The sequence below is a fragment of the Aeribacillus sp. FSL K6-2848 genome (genome assembly GCF_038004325.1).
GTDB classification, from domain to species: domain Bacteria; phylum Bacillota; class Bacilli; order Bacillales; family Aeribacillaceae; genus Aeribacillus; species Aeribacillus composti.
Genome location: NZ_JBBOQQ010000001.1, coordinates 3,919,611 through 3,944,554, shown reverse-complemented (window position 1 = coordinate 3,944,554; position 24,944 = coordinate 3,919,611). Strand labels below are relative to the sequence as shown.

Annotated in this window: 21 protein-coding genes; 15 read left to right on the top strand and 6 right to left on the bottom strand. The window is 38.9% G+C overall.

All coding sequences use genetic code 11. The features are described 5' to 3' along the window. The first annotated feature begins 345 nt into the window (after positions 1 to 345). From NSS70_RS18885 to ltrA, 6 genes are all read left to right on the top strand, one after another. Positions 346 to 1,608, top strand: a complete 1,263-nt coding sequence (locus NSS70_RS18885) for a class-III pyridoxal-phosphate-dependent aminotransferase (protein WP_340882284.1) — start codon at positions 346 to 348, stop codon at positions 1,606 to 1,608. 28 nt (positions 1,609 to 1,636) lie between these two features. Further along, positions 1,637 to 2,653 carry a phosphotransferase enzyme family protein gene (locus NSS70_RS18880; RefSeq protein ID WP_340882281.1) on the top strand — a complete coding sequence of 339 codons (1,017 nt, stop codon included), beginning with the start codon at positions 1,637 to 1,639 and terminating at the stop codon, positions 2,651 to 2,653. A 56-nt stretch (positions 2,654 to 2,709) separates the two neighbouring features. Further along, positions 2,710 to 4,146, top strand: a complete 1,437-nt coding sequence (locus NSS70_RS18875) for an APC family permease (protein ID WP_340882278.1) — start codon at positions 2,710 to 2,712, stop codon at positions 4,144 to 4,146. A 36-nt stretch (positions 4,147 to 4,182) separates the two neighbouring features. Beyond that, positions 4,183 to 4,956 (top strand): 3-oxoacyl-ACP reductase FabG, encoded by a 774-nt coding sequence (gene fabG, locus NSS70_RS18870; protein WP_340882276.1) that lies wholly within the window; start codon positions 4,183 to 4,185, stop codon positions 4,954 to 4,956. A 166-nt stretch (positions 4,957 to 5,122) separates the two neighbouring features. Further along, on the top strand, positions 5,123 to 5,917 hold the full coding sequence (locus NSS70_RS18865) for a DeoR/GlpR family DNA-binding transcription regulator (RefSeq protein ID WP_340882274.1): 795 nt from the start codon (positions 5,123 to 5,125) through the stop codon (positions 5,915 to 5,917). Positions 5,918 to 7,057: 1,140 nt separating this feature from the next. Beyond that, a complete protein-coding gene (gene ltrA, locus NSS70_RS18860; RefSeq protein ID WP_094245397.1) occupies positions 7,058 to 8,317 on the top strand; it encodes a group II intron reverse transcriptase/maturase in 1,260 nt (419 codons plus the stop codon). 448 nt (positions 8,318 to 8,765) lie between these two features. Here the strand turns inward: ltrA and nagA are convergent, their stop codons facing one another. Further along, complete coding sequence (gene nagA, locus NSS70_RS18855) at positions 8,766 to 9,950, bottom strand: N-acetylglucosamine-6-phosphate deacetylase (RefSeq protein ID WP_340882272.1); 1,185 nt, start codon at positions 9,948 to 9,950, stop codon at positions 8,766 to 8,768. Positions 9,951 to 10,449: 499 nt separating this feature from the next. On the opposite strand from nagA, the gene NSS70_RS18850 reads away from it, so the two are divergent. The 7 genes from NSS70_RS18850 to NSS70_RS18820 all read left to right on the top strand — a co-directional run bounded on the left by NSS70_RS18850 (position 10,450) and on the right by NSS70_RS18820 (position 17,260). After that, positions 10,450 to 11,001: an RNA polymerase sigma factor gene (locus tag NSS70_RS18850; protein WP_063388899.1), complete on the top strand. Its 552-nt coding sequence runs from the start codon at positions 10,450 to 10,452 to the stop codon at positions 10,999 to 11,001. Further along, the gene (locus NSS70_RS18845; protein WP_340882270.1) at positions 10,991 to 11,749 is read left to right on the top strand and encodes a hypothetical protein; all 759 of its coding nucleotides are present in this window, start codon (positions 10,991 to 10,993) and stop codon (positions 11,747 to 11,749) included. The genes NSS70_RS18850 and NSS70_RS18845 overlap by 11 nt, the downstream gene beginning before the upstream one ends. A gap of 2 nt (positions 11,750 to 11,751) precedes the next feature. Further along, positions 11,752 to 12,621 carry an ABC transporter ATP-binding protein gene (locus NSS70_RS18840; protein WP_117017573.1) on the top strand — a complete coding sequence of 290 codons (870 nt, stop codon included), beginning with the start codon at positions 11,752 to 11,754 and terminating at the stop codon, positions 12,619 to 12,621. Then, entirely contained in the window at positions 12,621 to 13,874 is a 1,254-nt protein-coding gene (locus NSS70_RS18835; protein ID WP_340882267.1) for a hypothetical protein, read from the top strand. Before NSS70_RS18840 ends, NSS70_RS18835 begins: the two co-directional genes overlap by 1 nt. A gap of 11 nt (positions 13,875 to 13,885) precedes the next feature. Continuing rightward, on the top strand, positions 13,886 to 15,019 hold the full coding sequence (locus NSS70_RS18830; RefSeq protein ID WP_340882265.1) for a hypothetical protein: 1,134 nt from the start codon (positions 13,886 to 13,888) through the stop codon (positions 15,017 to 15,019). Positions 15,020 to 15,889: 870 nt separating this feature from the next. Beyond that, a complete protein-coding gene (locus tag NSS70_RS18825; protein WP_340882578.1) occupies positions 15,890 to 16,825 on the top strand; it encodes an Rpn family recombination-promoting nuclease/putative transposase in 936 nt (311 codons plus the stop codon). Positions 16,826 to 16,945: 120 nt separating this feature from the next. Continuing rightward, a complete protein-coding gene (locus NSS70_RS18820) occupies positions 16,946 to 17,260 on the top strand; it encodes a hypothetical protein (protein WP_340882263.1) in 315 nt (104 codons plus the stop codon). 340 nt (positions 17,261 to 17,600) lie between these two features. Here the strand turns inward: NSS70_RS18820 and NSS70_RS18815 are convergent, their stop codons facing one another. The 5 genes from NSS70_RS18815 to NSS70_RS18795 are packed head-to-tail and all read right to left on the bottom strand — an operon-like array spanning position 17,601 to position 22,418. Further along, positions 17,601 to 19,013, bottom strand: a complete 1,413-nt coding sequence (locus NSS70_RS18815; RefSeq protein ID WP_340882261.1) for a PepSY-associated TM helix domain-containing protein — start codon at positions 19,011 to 19,013, stop codon at positions 17,601 to 17,603. A gap of 35 nt (positions 19,014 to 19,048) precedes the next feature. Beyond that, positions 19,049 to 19,750, bottom strand: a complete 702-nt coding sequence (locus tag NSS70_RS18810; protein ID WP_340882259.1) for an ABC transporter ATP-binding protein — start codon at positions 19,748 to 19,750, stop codon at positions 19,049 to 19,051. Continuing rightward, on the bottom strand, positions 19,747 to 20,559 hold the full coding sequence (locus NSS70_RS18805) for an ABC transporter permease (RefSeq protein ID WP_063388922.1): 813 nt from the start codon (positions 20,557 to 20,559) through the stop codon (positions 19,747 to 19,749). The genes NSS70_RS18810 and NSS70_RS18805 overlap by 4 nt, the downstream gene beginning before the upstream one ends. Before the next feature lie 43 nt (positions 20,560 to 20,602). Further along, a complete protein-coding gene (locus NSS70_RS18800) occupies positions 20,603 to 21,148 on the bottom strand; it encodes a nitrous oxide reductase accessory protein NosL (protein ID WP_340882257.1) in 546 nt (181 codons plus the stop codon). Continuing rightward, entirely contained in the window at positions 21,141 to 22,418 is a 1,278-nt protein-coding gene (locus NSS70_RS18795) for a right-handed parallel beta-helix repeat-containing protein (RefSeq protein WP_340882256.1), read from the bottom strand. Before NSS70_RS18795 ends, NSS70_RS18800 begins: the two co-directional genes overlap by 8 nt. 334 nt (positions 22,419 to 22,752) lie before the next feature. Here NSS70_RS18795 and NSS70_RS18790 point away from each other — a divergent pair, with 334 nt between their 5' ends. Both NSS70_RS18790 and NSS70_RS18785 read left to right on the top strand, forming a co-directional pair. Continuing rightward, the gene (locus NSS70_RS18790) at positions 22,753 to 23,436 is read left to right on the top strand and encodes a response regulator transcription factor (RefSeq protein ID WP_339197801.1); all 684 of its coding nucleotides are present in this window, start codon (positions 22,753 to 22,755) and stop codon (positions 23,434 to 23,436) included. After that, on the top strand, positions 23,433 to 24,836 hold the full coding sequence (locus NSS70_RS18785) for a sensor histidine kinase (RefSeq protein ID WP_066251154.1): 1,404 nt from the start codon (positions 23,433 to 23,435) through the stop codon (positions 24,834 to 24,836). Before NSS70_RS18790 ends, NSS70_RS18785 begins: the two co-directional genes overlap by 4 nt. Positions 24,837 to 24,944: the final 108 nt, after the last annotated feature.

The window sequence follows — 24,944 nt, the reverse complement described above, 5'->3', positions numbered from 1 at the left end:
ATAATATACTAGTTTGCAGTTTGTTGTTCCATAGGTGGTAGAAAACTGGTTAAAAAATAAATCACAAAACTGTAAAAATGCAACAGAAATTCATGATGAATTCTGTGGCATTTATCATTGATACCGCTCTTCAATATATGTTAGAAAAAGTACCATTTAAATAAATTCCAAAATATATGTAATAAAAAATGACATATTTTAAGACAAAGATGAAAAGCAGGATTATTATTTAACTAGAAACCACAAGAAAACACAAAAAATCAATTTGCAAGTTGTGGTTTTATTAATAATATATAACATTAAATGTAATAATTTATAACAATATTATCGGAAGGCGGGATTAGCATGATCGCAACAATCAGTGTTAGTAAAGCAGATATTTTAGAAAAATCGATTAAGTGGTGGAATCCTGGAAAAACTTTGAAATGGAAAAAAGATGGTATTGATTTAGTGATCGGTAAAAGAGAAGGCTATTATTTTTATGATATAAATGGAAAAAAATTGATGGATGTTCATTTAAATGGAGGAACATACAACCTTGGTCACCGGAATCCTGAAATCATAGATGCGCTGCAGGAAGGATTAAAAGAATTCGATATAGGGAATCACCATTTTCCTTCTGTTGCTCGTGCTTTACTATCTGAACAACTAAATTATTGTACTCCCGATAATCTTAAGTATTCGATTTTGTCAAGTGGCGGAGGAGAAGCAATCGATGTAGCAATTAAATGTGCAAGATATGCAACTAAAAGAAAGAAAATAGTTTCCATTCAAAATGGTTATCATGGCCATACAGGGTTAGCTTTGGCGCTAGGAAACGAACGATACTCGCGTCTTTTTTTGAGCGAGGGTGATAAGGACGAATTTGTACATGTCCCATTTAATGATTTGGAAGAGATGGAAAAGGAGCTTTCGAAGCATGATGTTGCTGGTGTCATTGTAGAAACAATTCCTGCAACTTACGGGTTTCCTCTTCCAGAAGAAGGATATCTTGCAGCCGTAAAAGCTTTATGTGAGAAGTATGATGCCTTATATATTGCGGATGAAGTGCAAACAGGGCTAATGCGAACAGGTGAAATGTGGGGGATAGAACATTATGGTGTAAAACCTGATATTCTAGTCACTTCCAAAGGGTTGAGCGGCGGGATTTATCCAATTGCGGCGACAGTAGTGAGCGAAAAAGCAGGCCAATGGATGATGGAAGATGGTTTTGCCCATATATCTACGTTTGGGGGTGCTGAACTTGGATGCATTGTTGCGATGAAAGTATTGGAGATTACCCAGAGAGAGAAAGTAAGGAGCAATGTTAAGTTTATATCAGACTATTTGCGAAAAGGATTGGAAGTCATAAAACGTGGAACCTCTGACTTTTTTGTAGGTATACGTCAATTGGGGGTTGTGATGGGGCTGGAATTTAACCATCCAGAAGGAGCAAAGTATGTTATGCGTTCATTATACGAAAACGGTGTATGGGCTATTTACTCAATGCTTGATCCACGAGTGCTGCAATTTAAGCCTGGGCTTCTTTGCAGCAAAGATTACTGTGATGAATTGCTCGAAAAGGTTGAAAGAAGTATTAAACAAGCATCAAAGTTAGTTCAGCAATAAAAATATTTCGTGGAATGGGGGGTAAAAAATGTGTGCAATGAGAAGTCCTTCGTACAGTAATGTGATCGAATTTTATAGTGAAATTGCCAAAAAAGCGGTTCAATTATTTTATCCGGAGGTTTCTTCCATCCGCCTGTTAAATTATTCAGAAAACATAACATATTTAGCTGAACGTAAAGATGGAAAGGGATCAGCTATTTTGCGACTGAACCGTCCAGGTTATCATACGAAAAAAGAGCTTGAAGCTGAGCTCATTTGGATGATGGCAATTAAAAATCATACATCCATCATTGTCCCTGAACCGATTGCAGGCGCTAATGGACAGTTCATTCAGGAGATTGCTGACGTCAATAATAGTGGACAACCATACCATTGTGTCATGTTCAGTTATTTAAAGGGCGAAACTCCAGATGAAATGAATGAGAATGAATTACTCTTTCATTTTGAAAACCTTGGTGAAATAACGGCTCATTTGCACAACCATGTTGAAAATTGGAAAGAATCCAAAATAATCTGCCGTCCTACATGGGAATATGAAACAATGTTAGGTAAAAAAGCAAAATGGGGGAGATGGCAGGACGGGTTAGGAATCACTCCCCAACTTGTGCAGCTGTTTGAAAAAGTATCTAATACGATATATCACAGATTGAACCGTTTTGGAAAAACGCCGGACCGTTTCGGATTGATCCATGCAGATTTGCGGCTTGCCAATCTTCTTGTAGAGAGCGATCAATTAAAAGTCATTGATTTTGATGATTGTGGATTTGGCTGGTATTTATATGATTTGGCCGCTGCTTTAAGTTTTATAGAACATAAGGATTATGTACCTGATTTAATACAGTCCTGGTTGAAAGGATATAAAAAAGTTCGAACTCTTTCAAAGGAAGAGGAAGAAGAGATTCCAACATTTATAATGCTTCGCAGGTTAATGCTAATCGGCTGGATCAGCAGTCATTCAGATAATGAAACTGCCCAAAAAATGGGTGCAGAATTTACTTTCCAAACAGTACCATTGGCAGAAAAATATTTATACCGCTATGGATAAAAAACGGTTAACTACTTTACTAATTTATTTTACGAAGTATTTGGAGGTGCAACGATATGCTTGCCCAAGAAAAAGAAAAAGGATTGTTGGATTATACAGCCGATTTATCTAAATTCGGCTATAAACAAGAACTCGAACGAACTATGAATGTTTGGCAACTTACAGCATTTGGGCTGAATTATATGGTTCCCATTGCTCCTGCCATTATTTTTGGAATACTATTGCAAACTTCGGGCGGGACGGTAGCTCTTCCATATCTGCTTGCAGGTATTGCAATGCTTTTAACAGCTCTTAGTTATTCTGTTATGGTTCGGAATTTCCCGCTTGCCGGATCGGTTTACAGCTATGTCGGCAGGGGATGGAATGCGTATTTTGGGTTTATAGCTGGATGGGTTTTAACATTAGACTATATTTTAATTCCAACCGTGACGGCATCTAGCTCAGCTTTTTTCGCCCAGCAGTATTTTCCTGACGTTCCTTATTGGGTTCTGCTTGCGATTTTCTCCATTGGAACAGGATTATTAAACTTATTTGGTGTGGAACTTCTTTCTAAAATGGGTCTTTGGCTGTTAGTTCTTGGAGAATTTGTCGTATGGGCTTCTATTTTAGTATGGGCAAAAGCTGTTCACCTTGACGGATTTGGAACAGGGACATTGTTCAGCACACAGCCTTTTCAATTTGAAAGCTTGTCAAGTTTAATAGCAGCTACATCTCTTGCAGTATTCAGCTTTCTTGGTTTTGATGCGATCACAACGCTGTCAGAAGAAACACGGAGACCGAAAAGGGATATTCCAAGAGCCATCTATTGGTGTATTGGAATTGGAACATTAACAATGTTTATGTGTGGGTATGTCGGGATGTTAGCTATTCCCGATTGGAAAGAGCATATTAGCGATGAAACATGGATGAACACTGTTTTGTTTCAAGTTTCAAAAATGACCGGAGGAGAAGGATTTGCTATCTTTTTTACAGCAGGATATTTAACTGAGTTGGCAGTTTTTAACTTGGTAGCTACTGCTGCGGGTGCAAGACTATTATATGGAATGGGAAGAGATACACTTTTGCCGAAGTCCATCTTCGCTAAAGTCAACAAAAGGTGGAAAACGCCTCACTGGAGCATTGTGATTATCGTTGCAGTTGAGTTTATTTTAGGTCTTTCTTCCAATATAGCGACACTATCTAATTTGGTGAACTACGGAGCATTGTTTGGATTTGCAACACTGAATTTATCAGTCATTTGGCTATATTATGTGAAGAAAAAAGGAGAAGCACCTTTAAGTTTAGGAAGTGTGCCAAATTGGAAACCGACAGGGTGGAGGCATCTTCGCTATTTGGTTCTTCCATTATTAGGTTTTTTCGTAATAGTTTATGTTTGGATCAGTATGGATCCAGTTGCCCAACTCATTGGAACAATTTGGCTGGCAATAGGAGTCATTTACTTAATAATTAAGACAAAAGGATTTAAGAAATTGCCTCCGCATTTAGATGTCTGAAAAGTATGATTATTGAAAATAGAGGGGGATTGAACCATGTTTACGTCATTGGCAGGAAAGACCGTTATGGTAACTGGAGGAAGCAAAGGTATTGGAAAAGGAATCTCAGTCGTTTTCGCAAAACAAGGTGCAAATGTAGCGGTCGTAGCTAGAAATGCCGAAGCGGCAGAGAGATGTGCTGAACAGATTAGAAAAGACGGTGGAAGTGCAAATAGCTTTCAAGGAGATGTTGCAGATCTGGATTCGATGAAAAAAGTTGCACAGTCTGTAGCAGATATGTTTGGTGGAATAGATATACTATGTTCAAATGCAGGAATTTTCCCAAGTGCAGCAATTGAGGAGATGACGGGTGAAGAATGGGATACTGTAATGAATACAAACGCCAAAGGGAGTTTGTACGCGATACAGGCCTCCCTCCCTTATCTTAAAAATGCAGAATACGGAAGAATTATTCTGACATCTTCCATTACAGGCCCTTTAACAGGTTACAAAGGATGGTCTCACTATGGAGCGAGCAAAGCAGCACAACTAGGATTTATGAAATCAGCTGCGCTAGAACTAGCTAAATACAATATTACCATTAACGCTGTACTGCCAGGGAATATCGTTACTGAAGGTTTAGAGAATTTAGGTGAAAATTATCTTAATGAAATGGCTGCTTCTATTCCATTAAAAAGACTTGGACATGTTGACGATATTGCTTATGCTGCATGTTTTCTCGCTTCAAAAGAGGCAGGCTACATTACTGGACAATCGATTATAGTAGATGGAGGGCAAACGATTCCTGAAAGCTTAGATGCTATGGCTTAATGGAAGCATCTAATTTTATGAATGGTAGATAGGAGGAAGTCCCAATAGGACATTAAAAATTAAGAAATGTTTTATTTCAAGTTTTTGAAATTAAAAGAGGTATTCATAAGCGGAATAATCACTCACGGGACAGCTCCTGAATGCTGAAAATTTGGAGGGATTTTTTGTGTCACTGGCGTTTGAACGAAGAAAAAAATTTATACTAAAAAAGTTGGCAGATGAAGAAAAATTACATGTTTCTGAGTTAGCAGAAACACTCGATGTATCAACTGAAACGATTAGACGGGACTTGGACCGATTAGAAAAGGAGGGGAGGTTGAAAAAAGTATACGGCGGAGCTGTTCTAGCTGCTTCTTTTCCGTGGGAGCCTCCATTTGATGAAAAGTCTGCCATTAACTCGAAGCAAAAAAGAGTGATCGGCAAAATGGCTGCTTCTCTTGTTAATGATGGAGATATCATAATGGTCGGGAATGGAACAACTCCGTTGGAAATGATACGGTATTTAGGAAACAAAAAAAACGTTACTCTTATTACACATTCAGGGCCGGCAATGTTGTTGGCGACTGAAGTTTTTAAAGGCAAAATTATTTTTATAGGCGGAGAAGTTGATATAAACCAGAAGTCAACAACGGGGCCGCTTGCAGAAACAGCATTATATAAACTAAAAGCAAATAAAGCGTTTATTTCGGCAGGCGGAGTTTCTCTCAAAGAAGGCATCACAGACTATGACTTGAACCAAGCACATATTTCAAACATTATGATAGAACGATCAGAAGAACTCATCGTATTAGCAGATCATACGAAATTAGGTGAATCCACTTTCGCACATATATGCCCACTTGACAAAGTGTCTATCATAATATCAGATTGGGACTGCCCTAAAAATTGGAAAAAACAACTGGAAGAAAAAAACATTAAACTACTGCTTCCGGATAAAGAAGATTTTGAGAATTCTTTTTAGATAATTCAGGTTTTCGTCAAAGTTGATAGCCGCTTTTATAAAATATTGGTATGCACTATAAAATGAATAACTCACAAGGTGGGTAAAGAAAAAAGAAGACATTATGTAATCGTAATGGTATTAAAAGTAACATACAGATAAAATACGGAATTTTAATTTTAAAGGGTATAGTTTCAAAAAATATTATAAAGAAATAGCAGAAAACAAAGATTAATTTATACAATTAATATTGAGATCCGACAGTTGTAACCGCCAAATAGAAATGAACACTTTCTTACCTAAAAATGCTGAATAAGATTGAACACTTTTTTCCAGTAGAGACGTGCACTTTATTTGGAGAGGTGGGCATGATAGCCTTTGTCGGCTGAGCCAGATTCATTGATATATCTGGCTTCCTGGCTAATAATCTTGTCCGCAGAGGCTCCAAGTAAAGTGACAAAATGCCAGCACTAACTTTCAGTAAAGTGTCCACTACTAATTAGCAAAAAATGTTCAAAGTTATCAGGCGGTTACAACAGTTTATCAGAGAATACTTTACTATTGTAAAAGAAAGCTTGCGTGAAAAAGACGACAAGCTTTCTTTTGTGTGCGCCCGGCATGGGTGTAATCTATAGGGTGAAAGTCCCGAGCTGCGAAGGCAGAAGTAGCAGTTAGCTTAACGCAAGGGTGTCTGTGGTGACGCGGAATCTGAAGGAAGCGAGCGGCAAACTTTAAGGTCTCTCGGAACACGAACTTCATATGAGGCTAGGTATCACTGGGTGAGTTTGCACAACAAAACAAAGCCCTTTCTGCCGAAGGTGATACAGAGTAAATGAAGCAGATGGATGGAAGGAAAGATTACACTCTTACCCGGGGAGGTCTGGCTGGCACGCCAAGTAACCTTGGTAACCTATCTAGTGATAGATAGCTGAACAGTCAGAAGTCAGCAGAAGTCATAGTACTCTTTCAAGCTCGAGATGGAAGAGGAAGGACTGAACAATTAAGGAGAACGAATCGCTAGGCGTTCATCTTCTGTGTGGAAGCAGACAATCCGATAGGACTTACTTGAAGGAGGAAGTGGTGAATCCCACGGGGGACTTCAAGAGGGTGGAGCAGAAGATGGCACAAATAGAAGAATTCGTTCACGTGGAGAGGATATCAATGTTGATGGAAATGATTTTGTCACGGGAAAATCTCCTGGCGGCACTGAAACGAGTCGAACAGAATAAAGGAGGTCACGGAGTAGATGGCATGTCCGTAAAAGACCTACGAAGACACCTCTACGAAAATTGGGACTCCATTCGACAGTCGTTGAGAGAAGGAACCTACAAGCCCTTACCCGTCCGTCGAGTCGAAATCCCGAAACCGAACGGTGGAGTAAGGCTTCTAGGGATCCCTACCGTGACGGATCGTTTCATCCAACAAGCGATTGCCCAAGTGTTGACGAAAATCTTTGATCCGACCTTCTCGAACCATAGCTATGGTTTCCGACCAGGTAGAAGGGGACATGATGCGGTTAGGGAAGCAAAGGGTTATATCAAAGAAGGATATCGTTGGGTAGTCGATATAGACCTAGAGAAATTCTTTGACAAGGTGAATCACGACAAACTGATGGGGATCTTGGCGAAAACGATCAAAGATCGAATTCTACTGAAGGTAATTCGCCGGTATCTTCAATCAGGCGTGATGATCAATGGAGTGGTAATGGAAACGGACATGGGAACGCCTCAAGGCGGCCCGCTTAGTCCACTTTTATCAAACATCATGCTTCATGAATTGGATAAAGAGCTTGAGAAACGTGGACATAAGTTTGTTCGGTATGCGGATGACTGTAACATCTATGTGAAAACAAAGAAAGCAGGAATTCGTGTCATGAATTCCATTACGAACTTTATCGAGAAGGAGTTAAAGCTCAAGGTAAATAAAGAGAAATCGGCGGTAGACCGTCCTTGGAAACGGAAGTTTCTCGGTTTCAGCTTCACACTCAATAAGACTCCAAAGGTACGGATTGCGAACGAAAGTGTGAAACGTTTGAAGAACAAGATCCGTGAAATTACATCAAGGTCGAAACCGTATCCAATGGAGAAAAGGATTGAGAAACTGAACAAGTATTTAATGGGATGGTGCGGATATTTTGCCTTGGCAGAAACACCAAGTAAGTTCAAAGAATTTGATGAATGGATTAGACGAAGGCTTCGGATGTGTTTGTGGAAAGAATGGAAAACCCCGAAAACAAGAATTCGGAAACTCAGAGGATTAGAAGTTCCAAGCCATAAAGCATTCGAATGGGGCAATACACGCAAGAAATATTGGCGGATTGCCTGCAGTCCCATTCTACACAAAACCCTCGACAACTCCTATTGGAAGCGTCGAGGGTTAAGAAGTCTATTCGAAAGATATCAAGCACTACGTCATACTTAATTGAACCGCCGTATACCGAACGGTACGTACGGTGGTGTGAGAGGTCGGGGGTTAGTCACCCCCTCCTACTCGATTTGCCTAGTGACTGTCGAACTCGGGTTTGACATTTACACTGTGATAGCCATTTAAAAGAATTGAATCCAGTAAAATATAATCAGTTGGGAGAACTCTAACCGAAAATCAAGGGAAAACAAGATAATCCTATGAAAAATAGATCAAAGCGTCATTACGGAATAATCCAGACTGACTGATTATTGCTGAAACAAGGGGTTCAGAGCTTATATATGTTTAGATCAAGATGCTTTAAATCAAACTATTGAAACGATGGAAAAGGAAGCTGTTTTAAAAACGGATCATTTTAGCAAAATTCAGTTCTTGTTTACCTAATCATTTGTGCTGCTTTCATGCTCGTATCACCGTAATCTTTCGCTGGCAGCAATAGCATCATTCACATTTCTTGTTGTGAATAGGCAAGTTTTCCGCGGCAAAATGTCATTACTACTTCAAGGCGGTCATTTAAAACAACTAAGTCAGCATCTTTTCCTTTTGCAATGCTTCCTTTGCGATCATAAACGTTTATTTGTTTAGCAGGGTTAACGGCTGCCATTTGAATAATGTCTTGAAGCGTACATCCGGTGTAAGCCATCATGTATTTGGCTGCATCGTTCAGCTTCAAAATACTTCCTGCCAGCGTCCCATCCCGCAAAACTGCCCGATCTTCATTCACTCGGACTTCTTGGCCTCCAAGTTCATAGATTCCTTTACCGAGACATTTCGCTCTCATTGCATCCGTGATTAAAATAAGCCCGTCATTTCCTTTGTTTTGATAAGCAAATTTCACCATTTCCGGACACACATGAATGCCATCTGCGATAATTTCGCACAACACCTCATCATGCATGAGCACTGCTAGAGCAGCTCCCGGCTTGCGATGGTGCAATCCGCTCATTCCATTAAATAAATGGGTTGCATGGGTAATGCCAGCTTGTATGCTTTTAGCAGCTTCAGCATAAGAAGCATCTGAATGCCCGATGGAGGCGACAACTCCTGTTTGTTTTAAATAATCGGTTAATTCTATTCCACCTTTTCTTTCAGGCGCCAATGTCACAAGCTTTATCGCTCCGCCGGACATATGCTGCCATTTTTTAAATAACTGCAAGTTCGGTTCGAGAATATTTTCTGAGTGCTGTGCCCCTGCTCTTTTAGGGGAAATAAACGGACCTTCCAAGTGGACTCCTAAAACTTCTGCATATCCGGGTTCATTCGCTGTTTCCATGTACTTTCTTATATTGATCAGAGCTTCTTCAATCCGCTGTTCAGAGCTTGTCATCGTTGTTGCTAAAAAACTCGTCGTTCCTTCCCGGGGGAGTGCCGCTGCCATTTTGCGAATTGCCTCATCGGTCCCATCCATCGTATCAGCGCCTGCTGCTCCATGAATATGCAAATCGATAAAACCAGGAATAACTGCATATTTGTTTTTGCTTTCAACTTTTTCAACCCGTTCGTCTGTAACAGCCAGCTTTTCTTGAGGACCAATTTCGAGAATTTTCCCATTTTCTATTAATACATATCCATTTTTGAAAACTCGTTCTTCAGCATATACCGTCATATTCGATAATAAAATCTTGCTCATAAAGATCTCCTTTTTCTAGTAACAATCTCTATTTAAATTGTATGTATGTGGAACAAAATGTTAAATGACTTTTATGGGATTTTTAAGCACATATATTGGGTCTATCCGGAAAATTGAAAAAATATGAAACTACTGCTTCCAGATAAAGAAGACTTTAATAATTCTTTTTAGCAGCTTTTCCTTTAAACCGCAGTCGTTTCATTATTTTGAAGCAAACATATCGTTCATCTGCATGCCGGAATACACATTATATCACAATCGCTTATTCGTAATGTAAGCTTCCGTTCTAAAAGAAACGTTTTTTCGCTAGTGTGCATAAAGCAGACCGGTCCAATCAGTAAGGATATGTCGTTAAGCGTCGCCTGCAAAGCTTCGAACAATCGAGAGGCTAGCGGCTGGATAATTTTTTTGATTTTCGCAAAACTTTTTATTTATTATTTGCGAATATATAGGTAGTGATAGAAGTTTTGAGCTTTGGGATTGGAAGTGAAGCTTCACGATGGATCAAGAGAAGAAATGGATAAAAGCAATACAGAAGCGAGCAAGTGAAAAAGCGGCAAATAAGCTGATCTCTTATTATTACAAAGAGATTTATGCGTTCGTATTTAAACAAACGTTTGATCAAGAATTAGCGAAAGATTTGACGCAGGAGATTTTCATCAGCATGCTGCGCGGCATTCACCATTATGAGGGGAAAGCGGCGTTCCGGACATGGCTGTATAAAATCGCAAAGGCGAGAATCATCGATTACTATCGCTCGAAAGAATATAAACAGCAGAAGAAAACGGTCAATTTGTTAACAGATCAGCGGGAAAGTGATGATGTGCTTTTTACAATCGAACAAAAGGACGAGGTAAAACAGGTTTTAAACCTGCTTGAACGATTTGATCATGAGAATCGACGAATTGTGCAAATGAAAATTTTTGCAGGACAAACATTTGCCGAGATTGCCGCAAAGCTCCAGATAAAAGAATCAACCGTAAAAACGAAATATTATTCTACATTGCGAAAAATCAATGAGCAGTTAAAGGAGGATGTCCATGGCCATTGATAACGAAAAAATTCCTTTTCCTAGCGATAAGGAGATCAAACAAGAAATTCAGAAGATTATTGCAAAAGGCATGAACAAAAAGCCTTCCTTTTGGCAATATATGTTCACTATGTATCGCGAAGTCGGTTTCCGCAACGTCTTTCGTGATCTGACGGAAATCGCTTTTACGATTGTTTTAACTATCGCTGTTTTCGCTATGTTTGTTCTTTCAACCGCAAAATATTTTTCATGGATAGCCTTGGATGTATATACATTCATCTTTTGTTTTTCACCAGTTATTTATTTTGTCATCGTTTTTTTCTTTTTTATTTGCCAAAAGCAAAAGCCGGCGTTTGAGGTGGAAATGACTTGTAAATACAATGTGTATCAATTAGCAGCATTCCGTATGTTCATGTTCAGCATTTTCGCTATGCTCGCCAATGGAGTCATCATTTTCTGGCTGGCAACAGAGTTTTCCATTCATTTTCCTTTTGCCTTTTTATTATCTGTTGCATCTTTATTTCTTTTTGCTGCTGCTTTTTTGTATGTATTGCTTTATGTACCGACAAAAAGTGGGAAAATTGCTTTATTTATCAGCTGGATTGCCGCAAACTTGTTTCTTTCTTACATGAACAGCTATGTTTATCAAGCCTTTTTGTTAAACGTTCCGTATTTTATTTACATCATCATCGGGATGGCTGCGATGTATATATATGTTCATCAGCTTAAGCTGTTTTTCGTCAAAACCAATATAAAAGGAGTTTTGTAAAGATGCTAATTGTCGACCATGTTTCCAAATATTACGGCAATTTTATTGCTCTTGAAAATGTTCATTTACAGTTTGACAACGGAATTTACGGACTATTAGCTCCAAATGGCGCTGGGAAGACAACATTGATGAAAATGCTTGTCACACTCATCTTTCCGACAAAAGGAGAAATTCGTTACAACGGAGAAAATATCATCCATCTCGGCAGCAAATACCGCGAGCTTCTCGGTTATTTGCCGCAGCAGTTCGGATATTACAAGCATTACACCCCTGCAAAATATTTGCTTTACCTTTCAGCATTAAAAGGGATTTCAAAGCATGAAGCAAAAGAAAAAATACCGAAGCTTTTAAAGCTCGTTGGACTTGAAGATGTCATGCATAAAAAAATGAGGAAGTTTTCCGGCGGGATGATTCAGCGGGTCGGCATCGCCCAGGCATTGCTGAACGATCCAAAAATTTTGATTCTTGATGAGCCCACTGCAGGTCTTGATCCGACCGAACGCGCCCGTTTCCGCAAGCTTTTAACCCAATTAGCAAACAATCGGATCATTATTTTATCAACGCATATTGTGTCTGATGTCGAATCGATTGCCAATGAAATCATTATGATTAAAGATAAAACGATTTTATATAAAAAGCCGATACGTGAATTATGCCAATTATTGTCCGGCCGCATTTATGAGACCGCAGCTGATTTTCAGGATGCAGAAATCTTTCGGAAGCGATTTGCAACAATTTCGGAAAAGCAAGAAAATGGCCAGATGATCTTTCGGTTTGTTAGCGACGAACAGCCAAATGAAAATTGGAAAAGTGTTGAGCCGACATTAGAGGACGTATTTCTTCATGTATATGGAGAAGGAGCGCTGGCATAATGATCAAATACGAATTAATAAAAGTTGTCAAGTCGCCGATTTTTATCATTTTACTATTATTTTTTGTGGCGTTGAATGGTTTGATTATTTTCGACCATAAAAATGAACGGAAAAATTTACCTGTTTTACAAAACATAGTTGAGCAATACGGGACGAAAATCGATGATGAAGCATTGGCAGGTATGAAAAAAGAAATCGATCATGAAATGGTATGGGTGAATGAGCTGAATCCAAAAAGCGGGAAGCAGTATCAGTTTCCATATGAGTTTATAAAAGGCCATGAAGCGTTTCTGTACCAACATCTTACGGATCGTGAATTAAACAGGCTATTCAATCTCAACTTGTTCACTCAATATTATGAAACCGCTAAAAGCGTCGATGATATTTACAGCGAGCTGGATGCGACAGAGTTTGCCCGGCAACAAATCAAGAAATACGGATTAAGCGGGGAGGCAGAAGAAACGGTGCTGAACCAAGCCAATCTTTTAGAAAAGCGGCTGCAGCAGCTAGTGAAAAACGGTGAACATCGCCATTTCTTTTATTTAGGATCAGTCTATGAAATGCACTCCTTGCTATTTAAAAAGCTTGGCCGGGCGATCGCTTTTGAAGGAATGATCCTCGTCGTTTTAATCACAGCATTGCTAACTAATTATGAATTTGAACACCGTACATTCTTTGTTGCATTTACGAGCAAACGCGGGAGAAATTTGCTATGGGACAAGCTTGCTGCAAGTGTAATCGCTAATGTGTGTGCTGTTATGTTGTTAATCGCAGCGACATTGATCATTTACTTTTCTGTCTATGATTATTCTAATCTTCTGTTTGTGCCGATTAGCAGCTATTTTAATAGCGAAACGCCTTTTCCTTACATATCGTGGTGGAATCTATCATTCTTGCAGTATGTTTGTTTATTTGTCGGCTGTTTACTATTAAGCCAGCTGCTGTACATGCTGCTCACCTTCAGCTTATCTATATGGCTGAAAAACAGCTATCTTGTTTTCTTTACATTTGCTCTGTTTGCTGGTGTTAGTTTATGGCTTCCAAGCGTTGTTTCACTGAATAGTAACTTTATCTTGATCATGCATGTGAATCCTTTTTATTTAATTATGAATCCGCATGTATGGTTTATGGGAAACAACATTTTTACGATGTTTCCATATTTTGAAGCTGTAACGATAGCAGCGTGGGCGGTCATATTTGTTCTATTAGGATTCTTCAGCATGTACAAATTTAAACGGCAACCATTAAATTAGGGGGAAGAATATTGAGAGTTTTTTTATACGAACTAAGAAAATTGTTCAATTGGAAGGTGCTGCTGCTTATTTTGTTCATCAGTTTTCTGTTTTACAAGCTGTTTTTAAGCTTTTATTTTGAAAATTTCCCTAATGGACGGCCTGCAAAAGATGAGTTTATGATTACGAAAGAAATGATCAATAAATATGGGCATGAAATGGACGAAAAAGAGTTTCAACATTTTAAAAACTGGTATAAGCAAAAAAAAGACGAGGCCAATGCCTATTTAAAATCACAACAAGATGCGGAAAAACTAGGCATTACAACATATGAACAGTTTCGACAATTGGATTTAACAAATAAACAGTATGCAGATTTTCATGAAAAAGTCGTGTTTGCTGATCAAGCAGATGTTTTTTGGGAGCTGCAAGCATTCGAAAATATCATTGAACAATATGAATCGAAAGGGAGGGATATTGAATCTTATACCGATGAAGATCAGCAAGAACGTGTAAAACAAATCATGGCAAACAATGATGTCAATTCTATTCTTCCATATCTTGTCTATGAAAATTACAATGAGCTCATCCGCTTTTGGGCGGTTTTGATTATTATAAGCGTTGTCATGGTAACAAGCCGCGTTCATATTACAGACAGACTAAACAATGCGATCAGTCTGCAATACACGACGAAAACCGGCCGGAATTTGTTTTCTGCAAAACTTCTTGCTGCTTTAGCAGCCACAGCATTGATCACAACTGTGCAGATCGTCATTTTTTGGTTTTTCTATCTTGGGAATGGTACGCAAACTTTTTTTCCGCTTTCCATCAATTCGTTCTATAATTTTTACTATTTTTGGTTTGACTTTACATTTGAAGGCTATATCATCACAACGGTGATTGCTATTTATATTGTTGCCATTGTTGCGGCGCTCTTTTCAGTATTTTTCTCACGGATCGCACAAAACTACATCACATTGATCGGCTCGCTTGTCCCGATCGTTGTGCTGCTAAGCTATTGTACTTTAAAATACCTTGTTGGCGAACTGTTTGCGATTCTTCATCCGCTTATGCTTACAATCGGCACCTTTCTTGTATTGATCGCGATCAGTACGATATTCATCATTTACAGAATGAAGCAGGAAAAGCTTGTTGATCTTATATAAGCCAAGCGATAGCGGACAAAGCACGATCTTGCTGATAGCGGGCTGGAGATCGATGAAGCAGGAATTCGCGGGGTTGCTTCCTTCTTCTGATTTTCCTTCCTCCAGACTCGATAAAATAACAGACAGTCTGATACGATTTACATTCATTTTTTAGAGCTTCGGCAAGCAATCAGAAACATCATGCCGCTATACCTTCTGATTTTTATCTGCCTATTTTTTGACTGATTTCTATAAATCCCTACCATTTTGAAATTTGATTGATCGAGAGGGGCTCGAAACTTTAAGACAATCAATCTCATTAGAACAATTTTAGTATCGGCTATTCAGTTTATGGGATTCGAAAACTTTAAGACGATGAATCTTGGACTTTGCCAGTATTTTTTTTCTACCTACGCTATATGGTTTAAGGTGGACATTTCAGGAGGCTGGCAAGGTCTTTTTTATTGAAGTGCATTACTTTTGGACACCTGTATCAAGCGGAACGATGAAGGTTTCCGTCATTTCTGTTTTTTTCTTCATCTAAATGTTTTTCCTCTTTTATCTTCATTATTGTTATATGATGCAGTGAGGCTTTAACAGCATTACTTGAGCGTTTACAGTAAAACTGAAAAAAATGCCTTTCTCTGCTGTTTTGAATTGTAGCGGCTGGAAGCGTTCAAAAATCTAGTAAAAAACTTCATTATTTAAATTCCTATTAATAAGTTTGAAATTTTAGGTTGACATTTCTTATAGGTAGTTTTATATTATTTACAGAACATATGTTCTGTTTGGTAAGAATATTAATACTTGTCCCTAGCTGTTACGATTTTTAATCTTTCCCCCTCTTATGTTTTCCTCTCATTTTTATTCTCCATCGAAAGGACGATCTACATTATGAAAGAATACCTCGATTTGAAGATGGATTTCATGTTTAAGCAGCTGTTCGGCAACCCGAACCGCAAGTCGCTTACCATAGCTTTTTTGAATGCGATTTTACATCGGAGCGAAGCAGATCGCATTGTCGATGTTCAGTTTGAAAGCACAGAGCTGACGAAAGAGACAGAAGATGGAAAAATGAACCGGCTTGATATACTGGTGCTGACGGATCGAGGCGAGCGCATTAATGTGGAAATTCAAATCGTTAATCAGCACGATTTACCGGAACGAATTTTGTATTACTGGGCGAGGGTTTTCTCCCGGTCATTAGCAAAAGGACAGCCGTACAGCATGCTTCCCCCTACCTTTATGATTACCATCCTTAATTATCGGCTTTTTCCTCATGAAACGGAGCGATTTCATACGGTTTTCCATATACGAGAAGATGAAGAACATTTTCTTTGGAGTCCGCACCTTGAATTTCACGTCATTGATTTACAGCAGTTTATGGTAAAATGGAAGAAATATAACAGAGAAATAAAACGATTGCCAGAGTATCCGTGGCTGATGATGCTGTCAGCAATAGACGCCAAAAAGGGGAAAATCGATGAGTTTATGCTCAGTGAACTGGAGGTGTTTGCGATGAATGAGCAGGAAATTCGTGAAGCACTGGAAGAATGGGAAAGCTTAAGCGTCAACCCGGTAAACCGTTATGAATATGAAATGCGTTTGAAATGGCTGCGGGACCAATTGTCAAACCTTCAAGGCGAACGACGGGCAGGATGGGAGGAAGGGCTGAAAAAAGGGTTAAAGCAAGGCCGGGAAGAAGGAGTTCGACAGGTAGCCATAGAAATGCTTCGTTCCGGATTAGAACAGGAAGTTATTATGTCGGTTACAAAATTAACTGAAGAAGAGCTCGATGAGCTGAAGAAGAAACTATTGGATGAATGACTTTTTTGACCATGAGTAGAATAGTTCATTTTATGTGAAAAGAGGTATGAACTAAATTCTTTTTTTTCATGTCTCCAGTGGATGGCGAAAAGTGAAAAATCGAAACTGGAGGTGTTGGCGATGAATGAGCAGGAAATTCGTGAAGCGCTGGAAGAATGGGAAAGCTTAAGCGTCAACCCGGTAAACCGTTATGAATACGAAATGCGTTTGAAATGGCTTCGGGACCAATTGTCAAACCTCCAAGGCGAACGGCGGGCAGGATGGGAGGAAGGGCTGAAAAAAGGGTTAAAGCAAGGCCGGGAAGAAGGAGTTCGACAGGTAGCCATAGAAATGCTTCGTTCAGGGCTAGAAGAGGAAGTTATTATGTCGGTTACAAAAATAACTGAAGAAGAGCTAGATGAACTGAAAAAGAAACTATCCTCCAACTCCTTTTAAGCGGGAAGGAACGAGACTCTCATTACATGACTAACTATTGCCAGCTGTTCAGGTCAATTTTGTAAAAAGGAAGTTACCTGAATTTTGTGGACGAGATAGAGGAGTTATACTTGTTATTCCAGTAAAATGGGAGTGCTGCAAAGCATGTACCAACATTGAAGGCGCCTGCCAGCGCGCACGAACTTGAAAACTTTCCTCCCTTGACGGGGATTCACGGAATCAGACGTATGCAATCGATGAGCTGACAGGCGAAATGATTTATTGGCTCTGATGCCAGTAAATGGTTGATAACAATTTATTCATTATTCGTGTGATGCTCCCATTTAGCTTTCTACCCGATCTACTGTTCCGCAATGGGAATTCTTTTAATGACGAAATAATCCAAAACCCACACTATCAATAGTGACGCGCCTACTAATGGGAAGAAAAGACCTAGAACAATGACAATGACGGCTACTCCCTTTAACATTTTAAAGTTTTCTGGCAAAGCCGGAGCACCCAATTTGCCTTTCGGTTTTCGCTTCCACCACATTATAACGCTACTTACAACAATCATTATAATGCCAATAGTTAATGCAAGCATGAACAGCTGGCTAATGAATCCAAATTCTCCTTGATGAAATGCAATGCCTAGTGAAATTAATTTTCCCAATGCACCATAGTCGTTCCATCCGAATTTAGCTAAAACTTTTCCGCTGTATTGATCTATATGCAGCGTTTGTTGTGCCCAAGGCAGTGGGCGGTTAGGATAGACGTCAGCAGGATCTAGAAAGATCGTATATACACCGGTTTCTCCATCAGGAAATGCAATTCTATATCCCGGTTGGACGTTGTTTTTTTCTGCAATTTGCATAACTTTATCAACAGAAATTGTTTTCACCCCATTGGGACTTGATTCGGGCACAGGTAAGTTTTCAGCTGCCCAAGGAACATCTGCTATTTCTTTTGTTGGAATTGTTGATTTAGGAAATGCATATTTTTCCCATGGTTGATCTCCTTCCGGGTTTCCGGAAATGGGATCAACGATACGATGTGCCATGCTTCCCCAAACACCGGACCACATGAGTCCAGAAAACAATTGTACGACGATAAAAAGAGAAAGCCAGATTGCTGTAACGGCATGCATATCGCGCCAAAACGTGCGGTTTCTTTTACTCAGGTTTATTCGCGGAATCAATGTCCCAAAAAGAGATTTTCTATTTCGCGGCCACCATAAGTAAACACCAGTAATAATTAGGATAATGAACCAGCAAGCGGAGAGCTCTACTAACCAGTTTCCAATGGTGCCGCCCCATAATTCACCGTTATGCAAATCTTTCACCCATGCCATGAAGCGTGCATTCTCATTTAACTTTCCAATAATGTCGCCGTTGTATGGATTGACAAACACAGATATACTTTCTCCGTTCACCATTATTTCAACCTCAGATGATCTGTCCGGCGCAAAGGAAGGTGTAAAACCTGTAATTTTTGCATGTGGATAATTCTTTTTCACTTCATGAATCTGTTCTGTAGATGGAATTTTTTGCTGACCTTGTTGGACGTAATAAAGATCATGGTACATGTAATTTTCAATTTGCGGTTTAAACAGGTAAATTCCTCCGGTAATAGACAAAAAAATAATCAACGGTGCGAAAAAAATCCCTGCGTAAAAATGCCATCTCCAGACTGTTTTATATAAAGAAGCTTTCGTTTGTTTATCAGTGAATGCTTTTGAATCCTTTGCTACTGTATCTATTCTTTCAAATTCCATTTTTTTCACCCTTTTTTTAAGCAATGACAAAACTTTTATAGATCATGTCGATATAACCTCAACAATTGCAATGCGGTTTTTTCCTTGTGAATCGTATTTTTCATATGGTCAATAATAGAGCCTTCCTTTATAAACAGAATTTGATCGCCTGCTTCTGCGGCAACATCCATCATATGAGTGGAAAAAATGATGATTGTGCCTTTCATCTTTTGTTCTTTTATCAAATTGACAAACTGATCAATCCAAAATGGGTCTAAACCATTTGTTGGTTCATCTAACAAGAGCAGTTTTGGATTTCCTAACAATGCTTGTCCTAACAATAGTCTTTGCCTCATTCCTTTTGATACATTTTTCACTAGTTCTCTATTAAATTCTTCCAAACCTATTTTTTTTAAAATGTCTTGTACAGATGATTGATCTTTTTTCCGCAGTTTGGCATAAAATGATAAAAATTCTTGAAGCGTCATGAATTGCTGAGCATGAAAATCATCGGGCATGTAGCCGATCTGCTCGATATAGTTTTTTCTGTTTTTAATTAGACTGACATTGTTTAAAACAATGTCCCCGGAGGACGGATTTGAAATACCCGCCAAAATGCGAAGAAGCGTGCTTTTTCCGGCTCCGTTTCCGCCGCATAATACGATGCATTCCCCTTTTTTCGCTTCCAGTGACATGGAAGAAAGCACAACTTTTGTTTTATATTTTTTTGAAACGTCGGAGACTTGTAATGTTGTCATTGTCTTTTCTTCCTTTCAAGCTTCCAGACGGAAAATGCAAGCATGATGCTTGAAAAGATGAACATATAACCGACGAACAGCACCCATAACGCTTTTGTTTGCATAAAAGAGATGAGCTCGTCGTATGATTGTCCAAAAACAGCTCCGCCGTCAAGCTGAACAACAAATACTATACGGAGCAATTCCGCCGGATTACAGAATAAAGATGCCTTTAAAAGCGGAGCTATCATCGGATAAGGGACAAAGCTCAAAACGGAAATGACTGCAGTCGGCCATATCATGATAAGAAAGAACCACACGCCGACCGAAAGTATGAGAGCTTGCCATCTCGTTTCTGAAAACGAGCCAATGGTCAAGCCGATGACGAGAAAAAACCATATTAGCGAGATAGAAAAAATATATAAAATGAGCACCCATTTCAAAGATAATGAACTTCCCAATAAAGTGCCGACCAAAAGGCTCAAACTGAAGCTTAAGCTGAAGATGGCAGATTGTGCGGTCAATTGCCCGCAAAGCTTCCCAACCCAATAGGCAATAGTCGGCAACGGATACGTGCATAAAAGACTCCACTGGCCATTTTCCATTTCATTCGCGATGGAAAACGATCCAGCCACCAGCATAAACAGTGGTACGATGTACAGCACAATGTTGGCGATTGTGCCTGTCATGTTTGTATAGCCTGTGAGAGCAGGGTTATTCCGCTCTAACAAAAATAGTAATGATAAAACGAAAATCCATAGAAACACAAACGTGTAAGAAGAACGCTGCCTGATTGTCAAACGCCATTCGGCTTTCCATATGTCCCGCATAACTCCTCCCGCTGTAAAAAAAGGGCACTTATAAATTTGCCCTTCATTCATGTGAATGATCATTGCCCTCATCCATGTGGCTGTGGTCGCCATTCATATCCGTATGACCATCCTGCATATTCTTTTCCATCATTTCTTTATTCATTTTCCATCTATGATCTTGCAATTGATCGAAGTTTAATATTTTTCCGCTATTTTTTGAAATGAAGGCTTCAGCATCTTTTTTATCTTGGAAAGAAATGACGTTGTAGGCCATTGGCGTCCGTATCGATTGATCATACACGTAGGTTGCTTTATCAGATTCAACCCATTCTTTCGAATGATAATCTCTGACGAATTCCGCTTCGATGTTTTCATTTTTATTTTCGCTTTTCCATTTATACATACATCCGATATCATCAAAAACGAATGTTTTGCCATTTTTTAAAATAAGCTGTGTTGCAAACTGATTATCCATTACAGCCATGTTACATTGAGCGCATTTATCGTTTTTTTCATCAATGGCTCTTGGCGACACTTCCTTTTTTCCGCACGCAGCAGTGATAATCAGTAGAGCGCATAACATGAAAATGAAATACATTTTACACATCCTCTTTTTTCCTCCCTATCCTCCATAAAGTAATGCTTCCTAAAAACAAGAGAAGACTGAAAACAATGATCACTCCAGAAGATGACTTTGATTCATCTTGTATTGGAGCTGTCATAAGCGGCGAGTCATCCGTCATCGCTTCATTGTCTGGACTTTTCCATAATTTTTGCAATACAACCATGCCTGGTGAATGGAAAAACAGCTGGTATTCTGGAATATCCTGCGTCAAACTTAAAAAGAACGGATTCGTTTTATAAGGTATGTCACTATAACCGGATCCATCGGCATCAAGCTTTAGAGAGGCGTCCCAATAATTCCTTTTCACTTCATTGTCCGAGCTGCTCAAAGCTTGAGCTTCATTTACATTGCTAATAAACGTATTGTTTGAAACGATGTTTCCGTTCGCCTCTTTGAATTGAATGCCAATAAAATTCCCACGCATTTCATTGGATAAAATAAGGTTATTGGAGGCGCTTTCGGCAAAAATACCAACTCGATTATAAGAAATATTATTGCGGACCACCTTTGTCTCTGTCGCATCAAATAAAAGAATCCCCTGAGCATGAACATTGCGGTTGTTAAAAATGAATTCATTTTTTTCGATTTTTCCACCCTTTGTTTCCATGACCATCGCTCCTGCCACGTTATTTTTGGAAATGTTTTTTTGAATTGTTATGTGGTCAGAATACATAATGTGTATGCCGTAATTTGATTGCTGGATGAGGTTTTGGACGGCCGTTGTATAATCGCTTTGCTCTATATAAATCCCATCTCTCACTTTTTCGATTCTGACTTTTTCAATGACATTTTGTTCTGACTTCCATAAATCAATCCCGTTATGTTGTTTTTCACCTTTTATCGAGCTTTGTGTGATGACGGTGTGATAGGCGTGTTCAAGCTTTAACCCGATCCCCTTTGTACGAATATGAACGTGTTCAATTCGGTGATGAGTTCCTGATACTTGTATGGCGGCAGCGTTTTTCTCTTGGCTGCATTGAATGACCGTTACGTTTTTTACTGAAACGCGTTGACCTTTGATGGAGATGACGGGTTCTTTACGGCAGGATTGAATGGTTACTTGTCCATTTCCTTGTAACGTAACAGGTTTTGAGAGCACAATCGATTCATGATAAACGCCCCTCGGTATTCTCACGATTGAGTGCTCTGGAGCTTGATCAATCAGATATTGCAATGTGCTTTCGGCATGGATGCTGGATGGATGTGTCCAAAAAAGCATCAAGAAAACGATTAAATACCATAATTTTTTCATGACGGAATCCTTTTTTCAGTGTCATTGTTCTAATTGAAGGTTAGCGTATAATTGTGTGAAAACTATGAAGCCTATTTGGATATTTTTTTACATTTGTTTCCTTTCTTACATTCATTTACTGGCCTTTGCTTTTAAAATTGGCAATTTGTCAAATCCAATCGCAGGAGGTCTAAACATGATGGACAGTCATGTGAAGCATTTGCTTGCCTTTCTATCGCTCGGAGCTTACTAGGACAAATTTATGAAAAACTTCAAACAAATTTCATAATTTCTGGTTATAATTAATAAATTAGAAAATTCATTTAATAAGTTGAGAGAAGGTGTCAAGTGGCTGATGTCTTTAAAGGTGTTAATCGTTGATGATGAAGAAAAGATGCGAAAGCTGATTAGAACGTATTTGACAAGAGAAGGATATATATGTTTGGAAGCAAAAGACGGGTTTGAAGCACTTGAAAGATTAAAAAAGGAAAACCCGGATATGCTGATCGTTGATGTCATGATGCCTTACATTGATGGTTTTACTTTAGTCGAGGAAATGCGGCAATATCTTCAAATTGATTCTCCAGTCATTTTTTTAACGGCAAAAGGGAATGAGGAAGATAAGGTGAAAGGTTTAAAGATTGGGGGAGATGACTATATAGTAAAACCTTTTCATCCTTCAGAGCTTTTGGCGCGTATGGAAGTGATTTTTCGCAGAACACATCGAATTGCAAGCGATGTAAAAATAGCAGCTATTGGACCGTTGCAATTTGATCTTCAAGGCCGGATTGTCACTGTTGAAGGCCGCAGGCTTGCGCTCACACAAAAAGAATTTGATCTATTATTCCTTTTAGCCAAAAATAAAGGAAAAGTATTTACACGTGGTCAATTGCTTGACCAAATATGGGATTCCGATTATGCAGGAAGTGAACGAACCGTTGATACTCATATTAAAACGATTCGTCTAAAATTAAAGGAGCACAGCCATCTAATTCAAACCGTTTGGGGAATCGGTTACAAGTTTGAGGTGCCGTCTTGAAAAAAATAAAACATTTTTCAGTTAGTCAGAAAGTATTGCTGCTCTTTTTCATCAGCATCATTTTTTCCATCTTGTTTTCTTTTCTGTTCATTCACTTCCTATATAAAGAGCTTTACATTCGCAGTGTGAAAGAGCGGCTTATTTTTGAAGGAAAGCAGACAGCTGCTCACTTTCATTACGGCTCGCTTAGTGAAGATATTAAAGAAAAAATTGAATGGTATAATCTCATTTCACCTTATGAAGTAATAGCTGTTGATCAATTAGATGAGCTTCATCAACATTTTCCGTATCAAATTGATTACAAACATCTGATCAGTCAAGAAGATGAGAAAAAGCTCTCATCCGGGCAATACGTAGTTAAAGAGGGCTATGTTCATGAATTGGATCGAAAGATTGTCGGAGCAATATTCCCGCTAACCCACGAACAGAACTTAATAGGTTTTATATATATTTATATTCCTTTAGCCGAAATACCAGAGGTTTTTAGTAAAGGCATTCCGATTTTAATCTTGTTCGGTTTAATCTTTTTCGTATTGATCTATTTTGTTATCACGTACTCAATTCATTCGATCTTTCGTTCGCTGCGAACTATTCAAACGATTGCAAAAGAGATCAGCCGCGGAAATTTTTCTAAAAGAGTTCCTATCCAAACGTCAGATGATATAGGAGAATTGGCGAGCGCCTTCAACAAAATGACGGAATCTCTTGAAAAACAAGACGAGCGCAAGAAAGAATTTTTATCCAACGTGGCTCATGAATTAAGAACCCCTCTCACATATATTGGAGGATACACGCAAATCTTGCTGGATGAAGCTTATTCATCAAAAGAAGAGGCGAAAAATCATCTTCTGCTCATCAATAAAGAAACAACGCGAATGCAGAAGCTCATAAACGACTTATTACAATTAAATGAGCTGGAAAACAAAGATATGACTCTTGAAGCAGAGCCGATCGCCTTTTCCCAATTGATTCTTGATTCATTAGAACTGTTTGCGCCTGCGCTGAAGAAAAGGAATATATCCATCAAAACAGATTTAGATGATGAAATCATCATTATGGGAGATATGAACCGGCTGCATCAAGTTTTTTGTAATGTGATTGACAATGCCATTAAGTATTCCTTCGAAAACGGGATGATCAACATTGCATTGTATCAGAAAGAGAAGCGGGCTGTTGTTATCGTTCGGGATAATGGAATAGGCATACCGAAAAAAGAATTGGATCGTATAGGGGAACGTTTTTACCGGACAGATAAATCGCGTTCAAGAGAAACAGGGGGAACAGGCCTCGGGCTTTCAATCGTCAAACAAATTGTTGCTTTACATAACGGGACGATGAAAATTGAAAGTGAAGAAGGGCAAGGAACATCGGTTATTTTGTCATTTCCGATAGTAGAGTAGATGTTTAAAAAGGCTATACGAAATGTGGCCTTCAGGCAGTACGATAAAAGTTTCCTCTGGTCTGCAAATGCTTTTGATCAATCTTTTTTGAGGTTTCGCATTTTTTAA

Coding starts and splice junctions, on each gene's coding strand:
- NSS70_RS18885 (WP_340882284.1), top strand. CDS start 346: ATGATCGCAACAATCAGTGTTAGTAAAGCAGATATTTTAGAAAAATCG.
- fabG (WP_340882276.1), top strand. CDS start 4,183: ATGTTTACGTCATTGGCAGGAAAGACCGTTATGGTAACTGGAGGAAGC.
- NSS70_RS18880 (WP_340882281.1), top strand. CDS start 1,637: ATGTGTGCAATGAGAAGTCCTTCGTACAGTAATGTGATCGAATTTTAT.
- NSS70_RS18840 (WP_117017573.1), top strand. CDS start 11,752: ATGCTAATTGTCGACCATGTTTCCAAATATTACGGCAATTTTATTGCT.
- ltrA (WP_094245397.1), top strand. CDS start 7,058: ATGTTGATGGAAATGATTTTGTCACGGGAAAATCTCCTGGCGGCACTG.
- NSS70_RS18815 (WP_340882261.1), bottom strand. CDS start 19,013: ATGGAATTTGAAAGAATAGATACAGTAGCAAAGGATTCAAAAGCATTC.
- NSS70_RS18805 (WP_063388922.1), bottom strand. CDS start 20,559: ATGCGGGACATATGGAAAGCCGAATGGCGTTTGACAATCAGGCAGCGT.
- nagA (WP_340882272.1), bottom strand. CDS start 9,950: ATGAGCAAGATTTTATTATCGAATATGACGGTATATGCTGAAGAACGA.
- NSS70_RS18795 (WP_340882256.1), bottom strand. CDS start 22,418: ATGAAAAAATTATGGTATTTAATCGTTTTCTTGATGCTTTTTTGGACA.
- NSS70_RS18875 (WP_340882278.1), top strand. CDS start 2,710: ATGCTTGCCCAAGAAAAAGAAAAAGGATTGTTGGATTATACAGCCGAT.
- NSS70_RS18820 (WP_340882263.1), top strand. CDS start 16,946: ATGAATGAGCAGGAAATTCGTGAAGCGCTGGAAGAATGGGAAAGCTTA.
- NSS70_RS18845 (WP_340882270.1), top strand. CDS start 10,991: ATGGCCATTGATAACGAAAAAATTCCTTTTCCTAGCGATAAGGAGATC.
- NSS70_RS18835 (WP_340882267.1), top strand. CDS start 12,621: ATGATCAAATACGAATTAATAAAAGTTGTCAAGTCGCCGATTTTTATC.
- NSS70_RS18790 (WP_339197801.1), top strand. CDS start 22,753: ATGTCTTTAAAGGTGTTAATCGTTGATGATGAAGAAAAGATGCGAAAG.
- NSS70_RS18850 (WP_063388899.1), top strand. CDS start 10,450: ATGGATCAAGAGAAGAAATGGATAAAAGCAATACAGAAGCGAGCAAGT.
- NSS70_RS18810 (WP_340882259.1), bottom strand. CDS start 19,750: ATGACAACATTACAAGTCTCCGACGTTTCAAAAAAATATAAAACAAAA.
- NSS70_RS18800 (WP_340882257.1), bottom strand. CDS start 21,148: ATGTGTAAAATGTATTTCATTTTCATGTTATGCGCTCTACTGATTATC.